The sequence below is a fragment of the Streptomyces sp. NPDC007905 genome, assembly GCF_042959345.1.
Lineage (GTDB): Bacteria > Actinomycetota > Actinomycetes > Streptomycetales > Streptomycetaceae > Streptomyces.
In genome coordinates, this window is sequence record NZ_JBIBKS010000022.1 from 136,597 (window position 1) to 150,167 (window position 13,571).

At 69.8% G+C, this 13,571-nt stretch carries 10 protein-coding genes; 7 read left to right on the forward strand and 3 right to left on the reverse strand.

Going from position 1 to position 13,571, the window contains the following annotated elements; genetic code table 11:
- Positions 1 to 16: 16 nt before the first annotated feature.
- On the reverse strand, positions 17 to 2,365 hold the full coding sequence (locus ACFZDC_RS32615) for a hypothetical protein (RefSeq protein WP_391329380.1): 2,349 nt from the start codon (positions 2,363 to 2,365) through the stop codon (positions 17 to 19).
- 122 nt (positions 2,366 to 2,487) lie between these two features.
- Between ACFZDC_RS32615 and ACFZDC_RS32620 the strand changes: the two genes are divergently transcribed.
- Entirely contained in the window at positions 2,488 to 2,685 is a 198-nt protein-coding gene (locus ACFZDC_RS32620; protein ID WP_391329381.1) for a hypothetical protein, read from the forward strand.
- Between the two features lie 112 nt (positions 2,686 to 2,797).
- Here ACFZDC_RS32620 and ACFZDC_RS32625 read toward each other — a convergent pair whose 3' ends face one another.
- Positions 2,798 to 3,322: a hypothetical protein gene (locus tag ACFZDC_RS32625; protein WP_391329382.1), complete on the reverse strand. Its 525-nt coding sequence runs from the start codon at positions 3,320 to 3,322 to the stop codon at positions 2,798 to 2,800.
- Positions 3,323 to 4,346: 1,024 nt separating this feature from the next.
- On the opposite strand from ACFZDC_RS32625, the gene ACFZDC_RS32630 reads away from it, so the two are divergent.
- The gene (locus ACFZDC_RS32630; RefSeq protein WP_391329383.1) at positions 4,347 to 5,333 is read left to right on the forward strand and encodes an ATP-dependent DNA ligase; all 987 of its coding nucleotides are present in this window, start codon (positions 4,347 to 4,349) and stop codon (positions 5,331 to 5,333) included.
- A 255-nt stretch (positions 5,334 to 5,588) separates the two neighbouring features.
- Here the strand turns inward: ACFZDC_RS32630 and ACFZDC_RS32635 are convergent, their stop codons facing one another.
- Positions 5,589 to 5,873, reverse strand: a complete 285-nt coding sequence (locus ACFZDC_RS32635; protein ID WP_391329384.1) for a hypothetical protein — start codon at positions 5,871 to 5,873, stop codon at positions 5,589 to 5,591.
- Positions 5,874 to 6,090: 217 nt separating this feature from the next.
- Here ACFZDC_RS32635 and ACFZDC_RS32640 point away from each other — a divergent pair, with 217 nt between their 5' ends.
- The 5 genes from ACFZDC_RS32640 (at position 6,091) to ACFZDC_RS32660 (ending at position 13,315) form a co-directional block, all read left to right on the forward strand.
- Positions 6,091 to 6,627, forward strand: coding sequence for a hypothetical protein (locus ACFZDC_RS32640; RefSeq protein ID WP_391329386.1), 537 nt, complete (start codon positions 6,091 to 6,093; stop codon positions 6,625 to 6,627).
- A 1,355-nt stretch (positions 6,628 to 7,982) separates the two neighbouring features.
- Positions 7,983 to 9,956 (forward strand): hypothetical protein, encoded by a 1,974-nt coding sequence (locus ACFZDC_RS32645; protein WP_391329388.1) that lies wholly within the window; start codon positions 7,983 to 7,985, stop codon positions 9,954 to 9,956.
- On the forward strand, positions 9,956 to 11,269 hold the full coding sequence (locus tag ACFZDC_RS32650) for a hypothetical protein (RefSeq protein ID WP_391329389.1): 1,314 nt from the start codon (positions 9,956 to 9,958) through the stop codon (positions 11,267 to 11,269). The genes ACFZDC_RS32645 and ACFZDC_RS32650 overlap by 1 nt, the downstream gene beginning before the upstream one ends.
- Entirely contained in the window at positions 11,266 to 12,258 is a 993-nt protein-coding gene (locus ACFZDC_RS32655) for a hypothetical protein (protein WP_391329390.1), read from the forward strand. Before ACFZDC_RS32650 ends, ACFZDC_RS32655 begins: the two co-directional genes overlap by 4 nt.
- 37 nt (positions 12,259 to 12,295) lie before the next feature.
- Positions 12,296 to 13,315, forward strand: coding sequence for a hypothetical protein (locus ACFZDC_RS32660; protein WP_391329392.1), 1,020 nt, complete (start codon positions 12,296 to 12,298; stop codon positions 13,313 to 13,315).
- The last annotated feature ends 256 nt before the right edge of the window (positions 13,316 to 13,571 follow it).

The following is a 13,571-nucleotide window of genomic DNA, read 5'->3' on the forward strand; positions in this document are numbered from 1 at the left end:
ACCGCCGGTGCGCGGATCATTGCCATGGAGGCGTGGGCGTGCCGTCTGGGTCCAGACCGTGGGGCCACAGCTTTTCAAGAATTGCCCCGCCAGACGAGTCAATGCCGTGGTCGACGGCCAGCCGGGCCAGGGCCTCGGCCTCGGCCCTCCAGCGATTCCGGTCCGCAACCCATCTCTGCAACTGGGCCAGTAGGTACAGGACGTCAGGGTCGCCGTGTTCGAGGGCCTGCCGTGCCAGGGCCTCGGCACCCTCCCGATCATCACTCTTCACCCGCATCAGCATCAGGGAGCGGAGGCCGGCGGGGTCGCCGTGGTCGAAGGCCTGCCAATAGAGGTCTTCGGCGCCTTTCAGGTCCCCAGCCAGTTCCCGCGACAAAGCCAGGCTGTGCATGGCGTAACCGTTGCCGTGGTCGGCGGCCTGCTGGTAGAGGTCGTTGGCACCCTCCTGATCCCCGGCGTCCTCTCGTGTCTCGGCCAGGCTGTACAGGGGGTCGAGGATGCTGTGGTCGACAGTCTGCCGGGCCAGGGCTTCAGCACCCTCCCGATCCCCGGACTCCTCCCGGAACATAACCAGGTGGAGCAGGGCAGGATGACCGTGATCGACAGCCTGCCGGGCCAGGGCCTCAGCACCCTCCCGATCCCCAGCCTTCTCCCGCGCCCACGCCAGGCGGTGCAGGGCATGAGCACCGCCGTGGTCGAGGGCTTGCAGGGCGAGGGTGTCAGCACCCTGCCGATCCCCAGCCTTCTCCCGCGCCCACGCCAAGCGGTGCAGGGCAGCGGCGCTGCCGTGGTCCGCGGCCTTCCGGAAGAGGCCCTCAGCACCCTGCCGATCCCCACCCTGCTCCCGCGCCCACGCCAGGTCGTACAGGGCATTGGCACTGCCGTGGTCCGCCGCCCTGTGGCGGAGGTGGTGAGCCCACTGCAGGCGGTGCCGGTTCGCGGCTGCTTCGGCAAGGTTGTCCAGGTCGTCGGGGTGAGTGAGGTGAGTGTGGGCGGCGTGCCAGAAGGAAGCGGGCGGGCACAGGGCTTTGCGGATGGTGCGGCCGTGTTGTTCGAGGTAGTCGGCGAGCCGGAACACCGGCCCCGACGGCTGTGGCACGAGCGGGGCTGCGGCTGCGGACGGGGCGGGTGGGCGGCGTGGCGATCGGGGCGTGGTGCGCCGCAGGGGGGCTTGTTTGCCGTGGACCGGTTCGGCGAGTTCGGCGTAGGCGGCTTCGGCCCAGTCGTCGGTGAGCTCGTCGTAGTCGCTCTGCCTGAGGTAGTCGACCGCGGCGTCGGTGAGGAAGGCCTGCGGGAGGTGGAGGCCGACGCCGAGGCGGCGCGCGTCCATCGCCGCTTCCAGCAGCGCTTTGGCGGGGGGGCTTGCGTGCCGGTATCGGTTGAGGAGCTCGGGGGCACCGGCCAGGTCCTGGGTGATGCGTCCGTCGGTGCGGGCGCGGGTGAGGGCGTCGGCCAGCAGCTGGTCACCGCCCTCGGCCAATGCAGTCGCCGCGGCCAGAGCCGGCGCGTCGAAGGAATCCGGGACGGTCACAGTGCGGCCGGAAAGCAGTTCCCGTACCCGGCTGTGCGGATCTTCCCCGCCCGGGGCGGGCAGTGCCGTGTACCGGCGGGCGTATTTCGGCCAGAGCGTGCCCAGCACGAGGACCGGTCCGCGCTCCGCGCTGAGCAGCACATCGCGGACGGCGGCCGCGATGTGCTCACCGGCCGCCCGGTCGCCGAGGTAGTGCTGGGCCTCGTTCAGCCACACCACGGTGCACGGCTGGACACGGTGCAGGTCCTCCAGGGCGGCCTCGGCCCGGGTCGGGTCGGACGGATGCCACAGCCGCCATCCCCGGTCCGCGAGGGGCTGGACGGCTTCCCAGCAGGCCCGGGTTTTCCCGGTCGAGGAGGTGCCCACCAGGACCACCATCCGGCTGCGGCCGGCCGCCGCATCCCTGACCGCATCGGCCAGCACCCGATCATGGTCACGCCGCACGTACCCGGGCAGCGCCCGTGTCCCAGGCGCACCTAAGCCGTCAACGACCTTGCCGTGCCCGGCCGGATGGACCTCCAGATCGTGCGGCTCCCACTGCCCGATCAACCTGCCAGGCCCGGGTGGCTGCCCACCGCCCCCGTTGCCGGCCGCCTCCCGCTGCAGCGCCAGCAACTCCTCGACCGGAAGTTTCAGCGCTTTGGCCAGTGCCGCCACCGTCTGCGCCGAAGGTAGCGGCCCATCGGGCTGGAAGGCCTCCCACACGGTCGTACGCCCCCGCCCCGCCCGGCGGGCTAGCTCCGTCTGGTTCAGCCCGCGCTTGGCCAGTCCGTCGCTCAACTTCTTGCGTAGTTCGGCGAGTGCCGGATTGTGGCCGTTGTGCTCGTCGCGCATCTGCTCGCCCCCGGGCCGTGATGTGTTCGCCGGTGTTCATCTTCGTCGCGGCGAACCCCGGCGCACACCACTTCCACGACCTTCGACCACGTCAACACCCCAACGTGTAACCGGAGTCTGCCGTGACCGTCGCCGTCGTCCTCCTTGCCACCGCACTCGTGATCGTCGTCGCGCTGCTGGCCGCCGCAGGCGCGGGCAAGCTCGCCCGCATGGACGGCGCCACCTACCCCGCCGCTCTCACCCGCGCCGCCGTCACCTTCGCCGCGGTCATCACCCTCACCGCCACCGTGGCCAGCGTCTACACCACCCTCCTGACCTGACCGTCGTGCAACAGCAGGCGACCTACCCGACCGCGTTCAACTACTTGCCAGACGTGCCTGAAAGTCGCAGACCTACGCTGACCTGCGCTCAGCTTGCCGTTTAACCTCTGCCTCAGTCGTCTCTGTTGGCCGGAGGAAGCTGTTCCCTGATGAGCACTGGATCTTCAAGATTGAGCGGGGTCGCGACCGTATCTTTGCGCATGGCTTGTCGCAGCTGCCATAGCGCGGACGCGTAGCGTGCATACGCCTCCCGGTAATTTTCCGTTTCGGTGGTTCCACCCGATCCGATGAGGTCACGGATGGTTAGCAGGGATCGTTGAGCAACTTCTGCCGTGCACACGACGTCTGGCGAAGCCGTGATCAGTAGTCGCTCCCTTTGCGCGAATAGGCCCGCTTCCAGCAGCGCGTCGCGGCAGGCATCCCTTCGTTCTGTATCGCTGGCATCGCCACGGGCGATGCGGCGAAGTTGCTCATGCGATGCATTGCACGCAAGTACGAATGCGACGTGGGCTTCCTGCCGCTGCGATTCATCTCGAGTCTGGCGATCTCGTCGTGCCCGCAGGTGCTCCGACCACGACGAGCCAGCCAACGTGGTTAGTGCGCCCAGTGCTGTGCCAACGAGTGTGGCCCACTCCATCTGACCCCCCAGTCATACGCGCAGTGCTACCTCATCAGATCGCTGGGTTCCAAGCTTTCCAGCGTTTTCCTGATGTGCGGCGAGGCTCCGCACGATGCTGTGCTCCGAGCTGAGCTGCGGGGAAGGGGGCATAGGGGTGGGGCTGGCGCAACGTGGCGCAGGAGCTGGGGCATTGCGACGCTGTCCTGCTTCCGGCGCGAGCTCACGCCAGGTGCCCGTCTCGCTGCTGACCTCGCGCTCTGCCCTGAACCCCGCCGCCCGGGCGGCCATGGCCAGCTCCAGCAGGTTGTGCTCCGGGGACTCGTTCGCCAGCTCGCACTCGGCCGGCCGCTCCTGGTGGTAGAAGTGCCGGGCACGGCGTGAGGAGACCGCGCGAACATCCGGCCCCCACACTCCGGGCACACCAGGTGCAGCCCCTCGACCCGATGGACGTCCTCCCAGGCACGGCCACACCCGAGATCGTCCAGCGAGGCATCCAGCCGCCCCCAGTCGGCGTGGACCGCGGTGAACCCCATCCGTCCTCCCCAGGCGCGCGGTGTCTCAGCTCGGTGCCGGTAGTGCGCTGGGCCGCAGCCGCACGTCGCTCAGGCCCTCCCCCTCACTCGCCGGTGCTGGTTCCCTTCCTGCCCTCATCCGCGCCGGCGGGGGACCACCGCCACCCTACGAGCCTCCTCGCGGGTCACAGCAGTCCCGGCCATAGCGAGGCGCGTACGGCATGCGTGCGCGTCCCGTGCGCGATCCGTACGGGTCGCGCACGCTGAGCTGATCATGAGACGGATCCGGTGACCGTGAAGCTGGGCTGCTCGTGGCGGCGGATGTCCATGAACGTGACGTGCATCAGGTGCGGTTCGCAGGACGTGCCTGCTTCTGCGGGCAGGGGCATTCGAGCCGGACGAGCCTTGCAGCGTCCTGGCGGCCCGCGCTATCCGCACCTCGGCGCTCGTCTGGATCGCCTGTGACCGCTCCAGGACACTCGCACCACGCGTCGGAGCACACGGGTCGACAGCTGTGGAAGGCATGGCTCATGACCTGGACGCTGCCGGAGCCGATGCTCGCCGCCCCCGTGTCCGACCCGGCCCTGCCCCCGGGGCACGCGGCGGAGCCGAAATGGGACGGCTGGCGTGCACTGCTGTCCTGGGACGCTCACCGCCTGGTCTTGCGCTCCCGCAGGGGCACCGACCTCGAACCCTCCTTCCCCGAGCTGCGCTCCGGTGCCGCGCAGCTCCCGGACGCGACCGCCCTGGACGGGGAGCTGATCGTCTGGGACGCCGCGGGCCGTCTGGCGTTCGAGCGGCTGCAGGGCCGCTTGCAGCGACGCGGAGCTGGCGCGACCCGGCTGGCCGGGCAGTGGCCGGCGCACTTCGTGGCCTTCGACCTGCTCCGGCTCTCCGGCACCGACCCAACCGGGTGGACCTACCGCCGCCGCCGGGCCGCCCTGGAAGCCCTCTTCGCCGACCACCGGCTCACCGCGCCCTGGGTGCTGTGCCCGTCGACCACCGATCCGGCGACCGTGCGTGAGTGGCTGACCGGCTGGACGGCGGTCGGGCTCGAAGGCGTGGTCTACAAGAGGCTGGAGGGACGGTACGAGCCGTCCGTCCGAGGCTGGAGAAAACACAAGGCCCGCGAGACCGAGGACGCCGTCGTCGGCGCGTTCACCGGCTCCCCGGCAGCGCCTCGCACGCTGCTGCTGGGCCGCTACGACACCGACGGACGCCTGCGCTACATCGGGCGCAGCACGACGCTCCCGCAGACCGCGGGCCGGGCTCTCGCCGGCCTCCTCACCCCGGCCGGGAACGACCACCCCTGGACAGGCTGGACGTTCTCCGCCGGATGGGGCTCGCGTGAGAGCCTGCACGTCACCCTCGCGATGCCGGAACTGGTGGTGGAGGTCGGCGTCGACGTCGCCCGCGACAATGCCGGGCGCTGGCGGCATCCCGCGAGCTGGCACCGGCCGCGCCCGGACCTGTCGCCCGCCGGCGTCCCCGCCTTCGAGTCCGGACCGGCGGGCTGACACCTGGCCCACCAGGCCGAAGGCGGCACCCTGATCCGCAGCCGTCCGAGCAGCGCTTCGGCGACCCGGCGGATACCGTCGATGAGGCTCTGCCGTGTCACGAAGGCGGGGCTGGGGGCGGCCCCCTTCGCACGCGCCCTGGTACAGGGCCGCCCCGACAACCAACCGCGCGCCGCCCGCCTCCGGTGCTCGCGCGGGAGTTCCGCGCCGGGCACCTTCCCCGCGCCGGAGGACGAGGCGGCTGGGTCTGCGGCGTCAGTCGGACAGTGAGCGCCCGCAGGCTGTCGCGCGGGCGAGGACCGAGAAGGCGGGCTCCCCGCCCCGCAGGCGGTCCTTGACGCGCCTGCCGTCGAGGGACACGTTCATCGCGGACAGGGCGATGCCCGCGGTGCGGCAGTCTCGGGCGATGGCGGCGCCGTCCACTCCGACGGCGCCGATCCATGCCTCCATCTCCTGCGACCACAGTCCCACCCGGACCCAGCCCTGCGCCCGGCTCCGCAACTCGGGCCCGCGCAAGTGCACTGCCTGGCGGCTGAGCATGGTGAAGGCATCGCCACCAAGGGTGAACTCGACACCGCCCGCACCGAGGCCCTCACCGCCCTCGGTGATCCCCGGCTGTGACGCAGCTCCTGTCGCCCCCGGGGGAGGCCGCCGTACCGTTGTCCGCACCTCCCCGCCCGGGCGCGCAGTGCCCGCGACCGGATCACCCACACCGGAACACCCAGGACAGGCGGGCATACGCACAGGACGGTCCACCATGCCCACCGCGCTGTCGCCCGTCATCGCCGCCTCCGCACGCTGGCTGCTGGCGGCCTTCCCCCCGGCCACCGGCCCGCTGAACCAGGCCCTGGCTGAAGCCCAGGCAGGCCATGCGGCCACCATCGCCGCCGCCCTGCGCTACCCCACCGCGCTGGACGCCGAACTGCTGGACCTGCTCGGCCCCGGCGGTTCCGGCCGGCTGGACTTCGTCACCGGCGCCGACGCACCCCCGCTGACGGACGCCACCCACGCCTGGCGCACCCAGGTCGACGAGACCGTCGTCAGCTGGGCGGCCTGCCTGCTGTCCGACGCCGACCTCGCCGCCCTGGCCGCCGCCTGCCTGGCCGCCACCCACCACGGCCCCGACAGCGTGGGCGACGCGCGCCGGCTGACCATCCCCAGCCCGCGCGACCACCGCGCGGCCCCCCTGCTGCGCCACCCGGACTTCCTCGGCCCGATCGCGGACCTCCACCGCGAGACCCTCCTCGGCCTCCTCGGCGCCGCCCCGGCCGTCACCGCCCCCGAACCCGGGTGACCACCGAGCCCGTACGACCACAGGCAGCCGGCCACCGTCGGGCCGCCGCGGCCCGTCGCGCTCAGGGCGCCTTGAACAGAGCCGGGAAACGCGGAGCGAGCCAGGGCTTGCGCCCCCCCGACCAGGATGCGGCCCTGAGCGAGGGGACCCCACTGGCCCCGGCGCCCGAGCGCCATCAGGAGAAACGTGACCGGCTCGATGAGGATGGTGCAGGGCCAGGTCGAGGCGGAGGCGGGGGCGTCTGTCACGGACCTCGGCGACGGTGCGTGGGTTGACATCCAGGCGCTGGGCGAGTGTGGTGGCGGGCCATCCGGCACGTGCCAGGTCGGCCAGCAGCCGGGATGCTTCCGCGGAGTCGGTCAGGCCAGAGGCGCCGGGGTTGCGGCGGTGGGGGAGCGGGATGCCGAGGATGGCGTCCGCGGAAGTACGGGCGATATCCGGGACCGTGGTGTCGTGCGCGGGGGTCCGCAGGACGCGGCGGACCAGGGTCACGGACAGGCCGGCCCGGTCAGCGATGTCCTGCGCGGACATGCCCTGCCCGCGCAGCCGGACAGCCCACCGGGCGGCGGCATGCGGCGGGACACGGGCGGACAGCCCCCGCGGGCGGTCCTCGTCGCGCCGGCGGCGGGCACGCAAGGCTGCCTGGCGGCACCGCCGCCGAGATCCGAAGGGGCTGGATCGCCTGACCATGGCCAGGTCCTTCCCCGAGATCTCCCCGCGCGGCTGGAAGAGCCTGGGCATCGTGCTGCCATCCCTTGCCGAGGTCCGGATCGCCCTGGCACCGATCCCCGCACGGGGCCGGGGACGGGGCCGGCTCGTGCCGAGCCCCCGCCGGCCGGGGGGCGGTGATTGCGGACCGGGTCGGGGTCTCGTGCGATTCGGTCCGCCTGATCTCGAAGCGGTACGCGGAGACCGGCGGCGATGTGTGGGCCACGGTCGGCCGGAAGGAACGCGCACTGCCGCCGGTGCCCTCCCCGGTGACCGGGGAGGTCGAGGCGAGGCTGATCGCGCTCGCCTGCTCGGCGCCGCCCAAGGGACATGCCCGGTGGTCGCTGCGACTGCTGGAGAAGCACACCCGGGGCCGGCAGCAACGGTTCGATGAGCGACCACAGCTCATCCGAGACGATCCACGGCCGCGACTCCCTCTTCGCCACGACAAGACCAACGAGCACTCAGGGTGACAGTCACATGATCGACAGCTTCTGTTAGGACCTCTAAAGGGGGCATTCCGAGGGCGTACCGGCTGAGTACCCGTCAGTAGCCCACGCGGCGTGTAGTGATCTCGTTACTCTGGGCAGTACTGAGCATGGCGGAATCGGGGGGCTATGACGGCTACAGCGGTGCGGCATCTGTTAGTGGGTGTCAGTTCGTACGAGGATGCGGCGCTCGAGCTGCCGGCGGGCACGGCGCGCAACGTTGAGGAACTACGAGAGGCGCTGACGGCCTCCCAGCATGCCCACGATGACGCCTCGTCGATGGCGCCGCAGGCCTGCCGGGTCCTGGAGCCTGGTGATGCCTCGCAGGTGCTGGATGAGGTTGCGGCGGTGGCCCAGGAGCAGCCGTCCCTCGTCGTCTACTGGACGGGGCACGCTGCAATCACGCCGGAGGACGGCGTGCGTCTGGCCTTGCCGCATTCACGCTCGGACGATCTGAGTACCTGGATGCCCGCAGACCTGCTCATCAAGTCGATGTCGCCGCGCGTCGACGACCGATGGGACCGCCTGCTGATCCTGGATGCCTGCTTAGGGGCAGGGCAGAGCGCGGCAGGCGCGCGGAGCGACGTGGATGTGTCCGAGGTGGTCACGTCGATGGGCCGCCCAGGGGTGGCGGTGTGGGCCGGTCTGGGGCGGACGGTGACGGGATTCGCCGCCAACAGCCGGGATACCTCGGTCTTCACGCAGGTGTTGGCGCACCTCCTGCTGAGAGCTGCGGAGTCGATGACGCCCCTGAAGCTTCAGGCCGCCCACGAGTGGCTGGTCCAGGAGCTCGAACGCAGCGGCTATCCGCCGCCGTGCCTGGGCAATGCCGATGCCTTCCGCAGCTTCCTGGCCCAGGCCTCCGACCCCGCTCCGCAGCGCAGGCGGCGGGCAGGCCGGCTCGTGCGGCGGGCGCTGGGCCGGCTCGTGCCCGCCGACACGCGGCGCTACGCACTGGTGTGCGGGATGGCGCTGTGGGGTGCCCGGGAGCAGGACACTTCCCCTTACAAGAACGCCCTGTGGCTATACGAGCGCCTGCTGGCCAGTGGATGGGGCTTCACCCGCGACACCACCACCGTGGTCGGATCGGTGACCCGGCAGGAACTGCGCAGCAAGATCAGCGAGCTGGCCTCGCAGGGGCAGAACCTGGTCCTGGTGTACCTCTCCGGCGCTGCGCGTGTCTTTTCCGAGCGCGACTCCCTCGACGTGATGGTCGCCTTGGCGGGGGAGCAGTCCGTTTCGGTCAGCGAACTGGTGGAGATGCTGCGCACCTCGCGCGCAGAACGCGTCACCTTGCTGATCGATGCCTACCAGTCGCATACGCAGACGGCCGTTGCCCGGCGCTTGGCTGCGACTGCACAGGCCCGCGGCTGGGCGCCTGCTGCGGGGGCCAGCCGCCTGGCCATCACGTGGGCGACTTCCCCTGCTGCGTCCGGCCCCGACCCGCTGGCGCTGACTGCCCAGGGCTCCGCCCCGACTGAGGAGCAGGGCTGGGGCGACTTGCTGTATTCCCTTCCGGGGACTGGCCACTGGCCGCGGCCATGGAGCTTCTCCTTCCCCGAGGCGGAGATCCGGTACCTGCCCGGATCCGGCCCGCTCGCCGCCTGGCAGATGCTGCTGGGGAGCCTGCGCGAACCGTCCGCTGACGCGAGCGTGGCCCAGTGGCTGCTGTCTGTGGACCCCGCTGGTATGGGGGATGTGCCCTCGGACCCTTTTGCCGGGCTCGTTCCGCCTCCTGCGGTCCCCCCTGCCTCCTCTCCGCCTCCTGAGGCGAAGTCCTCGGCTCGGCTGAGGGTGGTGGGGGGAACCTATCCCGCGGCAGCGGGCCGCGAGATCCTCCTTGCCTTCGACTACCAGTCGCACCAGCCCGGCACTGTTCCCGTCTGCGGTGACGACCCGCTCGACCTGACGGTTGTGGTGTCGGCCGATGACGCCGCTGTCGAGCCGCGGCTGTTCTACACCCGTGTCGACCGCGATGCCGGCACCCCCACGCAGTGCATCCGTCTGACACCCCGCACCGGCACACCTGTGAAAGTCCAGCTCAGCGTGATGCGCCGCGGTGACGGGGCCCTCCTGCAGGAACTGACCACCGTTTTGCCCGCGGCCGCACCGGAGAACGCAGCGCTCTCGTAATGGACCAGCTCAACATCAATCTCGACCTCACGCTCGTACACGCAGGCCTCGATGAGGACACCTCTGCCACGCCCGAGCCGCACAAGATCGCCAATCGCAGCATCTTCCTACACATCAGCACCAACCGTGCCGGCCAGTACACCGTGCTCGCCCACGGCACAGAGTTCCAACGCGACGGCAGCCTGAGCATGGAAGGGGCCATCCACCTCAGCAGGGAAGACCTCGCCGCCGCCACCTCAGAGCTGCTGCGCGGCTGGTCCAAGGACGTCATCCAGCACCAGCCGCCAGGGCAGGAGGCGTTCACCTTCGAAGGATCGCCTGTCGTCGACTTCGGGGAAGACCGCGCGCGCACCTACCTCAGCAAGCAGGGCCTCGCTCTGGCCCGCCACGGCAACAAGCTCTTCAAACGCATCTTCTGCAACGGTGACGACGATTTGCGCCGGCTCGGAGAGCGCCTGGAGCACGCCCTGCGCAACAGGCCTCAGACCATCACCGTCATATCCGACGACTTCTTCGTCCCCTGGAGCATGCTCTACGTCTGCGCCGACCCCGACACGCGGATCTCCGCAGCGAACGCCTCATGGGACTGGTCGGGCTTCCTGGGCTACACCCACCTGATCGAACACGTCCTGCCCACCGCCGGCAGAGCTTCGACCCGCCAGCGCATCGGAAGCCCGCAGCGCCGGTTACGCACCGGACTGCAACTCGACCTGCGGCTGATCAACCCTGAACACCCCGCCGGACCCCTGGCCCCCGTCCACGCCGTCATTGACGAGCACACTGACTACGCAACCCGCAGCTGCAAGCAGGACGTAGCCGACGCGTTTTGCGACCCCGCCACCGCCGAGGAGATCCTCCTGTTCGGCGCGCACGGCACAGCCGAACGCTTCGACGACCAAGGCATGATCCCCGCCCAGGTCACCCTCAGCGACGACGACCCTATCTGCAGCTCCGACCTGGACTTCTGGCGCGAGGAACGCAAGAAACCCCTTCCAGAGCCCCTCTGCTTCATGATGGTGTGCGAAGGCGGACGCACGGCCACCCACATCCACGAAGGGCTCGGCAGGCCCCTCTTCCAACTCGGGGTCGGCTGCCTCGTAGGCCCGCAACTCGAAGTGCCCATGGACTTCGCCGGCCTCTACACCCACCGCTTCTTCCAAGAAGCGTTCACCGGCGCCCGGATCGCCCACATCGCCAGAGAACTCACCCGCGAGTTCCTCATCAAACACGCCAGCCCTCTCGGACTGATCTTCACCCTGCTGCGGGGCATCGACACCCACCTCGCAACACCCGACCAGCAAAAGAGACCATGAGCCAGCGCATCACCCACCTCGACCTCGACCGCGACGGCAAACTCATCCACCCCCGCACCGGCACCCCGCTCGACGCCGACGAGGTCCCCGCCCATGTCGAACGGTACCTGCGCCTTGACCCCGCCACCACCGACGTCTTCCTCTATGTCCACGGCTGGCGGACCAAGCCCGACGACGCAGCCGATGCAGCCCAGCGCCTGGCCGCGCTCATCGGCGACCTCATCGACGACCAGCCCCACCACTACCCCCGCCTGACCCCCTTCCGGCCCCGGTACATAGCCATCCGGTGGCCCTCCCGCAGCCTGCCCACCCTTAGGGGCTACCGCACCATCCGCGACCGGGCCGCCGCCATGTCCCACCCCGGGCAAGCCGCCCGCGTCCTGGCTGCCATCCTCGGCTACTACAACCAGCACCGCCGCACCCCCGCCCCCGGCCCGCCGCAGCTCAAGACCGCTGGCGGCCAGTACCTGCACGCCGTGGGCCACTCCTTCGGCGGCCGGTTCCTGGCCCACGCCATCGCCCAGGCCAGCACCAAACTGCCCCACAGCCCCCGCACTCTCGCCTGGAACTACCGCAGCGACCAGTACCCCTGGACCCTGGACAGCTTCACCACCTTCCAGATGGCGCTGCCCCACGACTCCTTCGCTGAAGCGCCCTACAGCCGCCTGCTCGAGGACAGCGTCCTCAACGCCCCCGTCGCCATGACATTCAGCCCCCACGACCGGGCCCTGGGGCGCTGGCACCGCGCCACGGAAGACGGCAAGGAGGGCATCGGCTACGCCGGCGCCACAGCACCGGAAAGCCACCTGCACACACTCCGCCTCCAAGACACCGGTGACGCCTACACCTTCCCCTCCGCCCGCCTGCTCAACGTGGACGCCTCCCACCGCTACCGCGCATCGCCCGCCCGCATCGAGGGAGCGCACTCCGACTACTTCCACCCCGAATCAGCCCACCTCCTGCTCTCACTGGCCAACGAGGCACGGTGATGGGTGGACCGGGACACCGCAAAAGGGGCCGGGGCGCATGAGAGAGCGCCAGAGCTTGGTGCTCCATGCAGCCTGCAAGCCAGACCAAGGGGGAGCATTGTTTTTCGACGATCTGAACGATCCAAATGTAGGAGCTGCTGAGGAACGGGCGAGGGCAAGCGCCGCAGAGTACATCGCCAACTTCGACCGGGCCGTCGAGCGACTGCGTCTCGGCGATGTTGATGTCCCACTCATCAGAGCGACGGTCCGGGAGCCGGAGGACGTGGGGCGAGCCTTCGCACCATTCGCGGTGTCTGGTATCACCTTGATCGGCGTCTGGTGGAAGGTGAACCCCTACATCTTGAGGCACGGGCGCTTCTCCTGGCCGGTCCATCTGACCGATCTGACGCCTGCGCTGACCATTGGTGGACTGGGTGTTGTCTTACTGTGGCTCCTGGCCCGGACCCGACTCGGTGGAACGCCTGTACGTGACCAACTGATACACGACGTTGCTCGGCAGGTGATCAAATGCGGCCGTGCCTACGGCCAAGACATCCCTGAGCGCGTCAAGTGCCTGGCGCAGCTGGACTACGGGTACTACCGCGTAGAGCGCAGCCTCCTCCGCGCTCACCGGAGGCGCAGAACGATGGCGTGGGTCTCTCTGCGCCACTCGCCTGCGATGCGGCACGCAGCCTTTGTTGCCGCGGCACTGCGCCAGGATCTTCTACGTGTCGATGTTGACTCCGATCCGGCGCTTCGGGATCTCGCAGGCAAGTTGCTGACAGTGGGCGAGCGGTATGCCGAGGGCCGTGTCGGCGGCCTTCTTCCTGAAGAAGTGCTGCAAGGGCTCGAGCCGATCTCCCTTCCCCGCAAGGCATTGCAGGAGTCGGCACGCGCAGTGTTGATCATTCTGGCTGCCTTGGCCGGAGCGGTTGTAGCACATAAGGCGGCTGGCGCATTCGGGCACCCTTGGATCGAAAAATGGCTTCCCCTGGCCGGCGCAGTCGTGGCCGGGATCATCGTCGGAGGCTGGCACAGGGTCTCTCAGATGCTGCCCCTCGCTCCCGGGAAGGGCTGACGCAGGAGCGGTGCCCCGCCGGGACCGGTTCGACTACCGAGGTACCGCACTGAGAGTTACTGACTTCGGCTCGTCAGGGTAATCTTTCCTGAAGTCTCTGCTGAGCCTGGGGTAGTGGATGTATTCCGTGGTGTGTGAGGTATGCGGATGGGGGCGGGCTGTGAACCGCCCCGTGTCAGGTAGAGACTCGATTCCGTGAAAGGATTGAGTCATGGCACGACCCTCCCGTTACCCGCTTGAGCTGCGCCGTCGCGCG

Bases quoted from the DNA above. Each gene is read 5' to 3' on its own strand.
- ACFZDC_RS32615 (WP_391329380.1), bottom strand. From the start codon at position 2,365: ATGCGCGACGAGCACAACGGCCACAATCCGGCACTCGCCGAACTACGC.
- ACFZDC_RS32625 (WP_391329382.1), bottom strand. From the start codon at position 3,322: ATGGAGTGGGCCACACTCGTTGGCACAGCACTGGGCGCACTAACCACG.
- ACFZDC_RS32630 (WP_391329383.1), top strand. From the start codon at position 4,347: ATGACCTGGACGCTGCCGGAGCCGATGCTCGCCGCCCCCGTGTCCGAC.
- ACFZDC_RS32635 (WP_391329384.1), bottom strand. From the start codon at position 5,873: ATGCTCAGCCGCCAGGCAGTGCACTTGCGCGGGCCCGAGTTGCGGAGC.
- ACFZDC_RS32640 (WP_391329386.1), top strand. From the start codon at position 6,091: ATGCCCACCGCGCTGTCGCCCGTCATCGCCGCCTCCGCACGCTGGCTG.
- ACFZDC_RS32650 (WP_391329389.1), top strand. From the start codon at position 9,956: ATGGACCAGCTCAACATCAATCTCGACCTCACGCTCGTACACGCAGGC.
- ACFZDC_RS32655 (WP_391329390.1), top strand. From the start codon at position 11,266: ATGAGCCAGCGCATCACCCACCTCGACCTCGACCGCGACGGCAAACTC.
- ACFZDC_RS32660 (WP_391329392.1), top strand. From the start codon at position 12,296: ATGAGAGAGCGCCAGAGCTTGGTGCTCCATGCAGCCTGCAAGCCAGAC.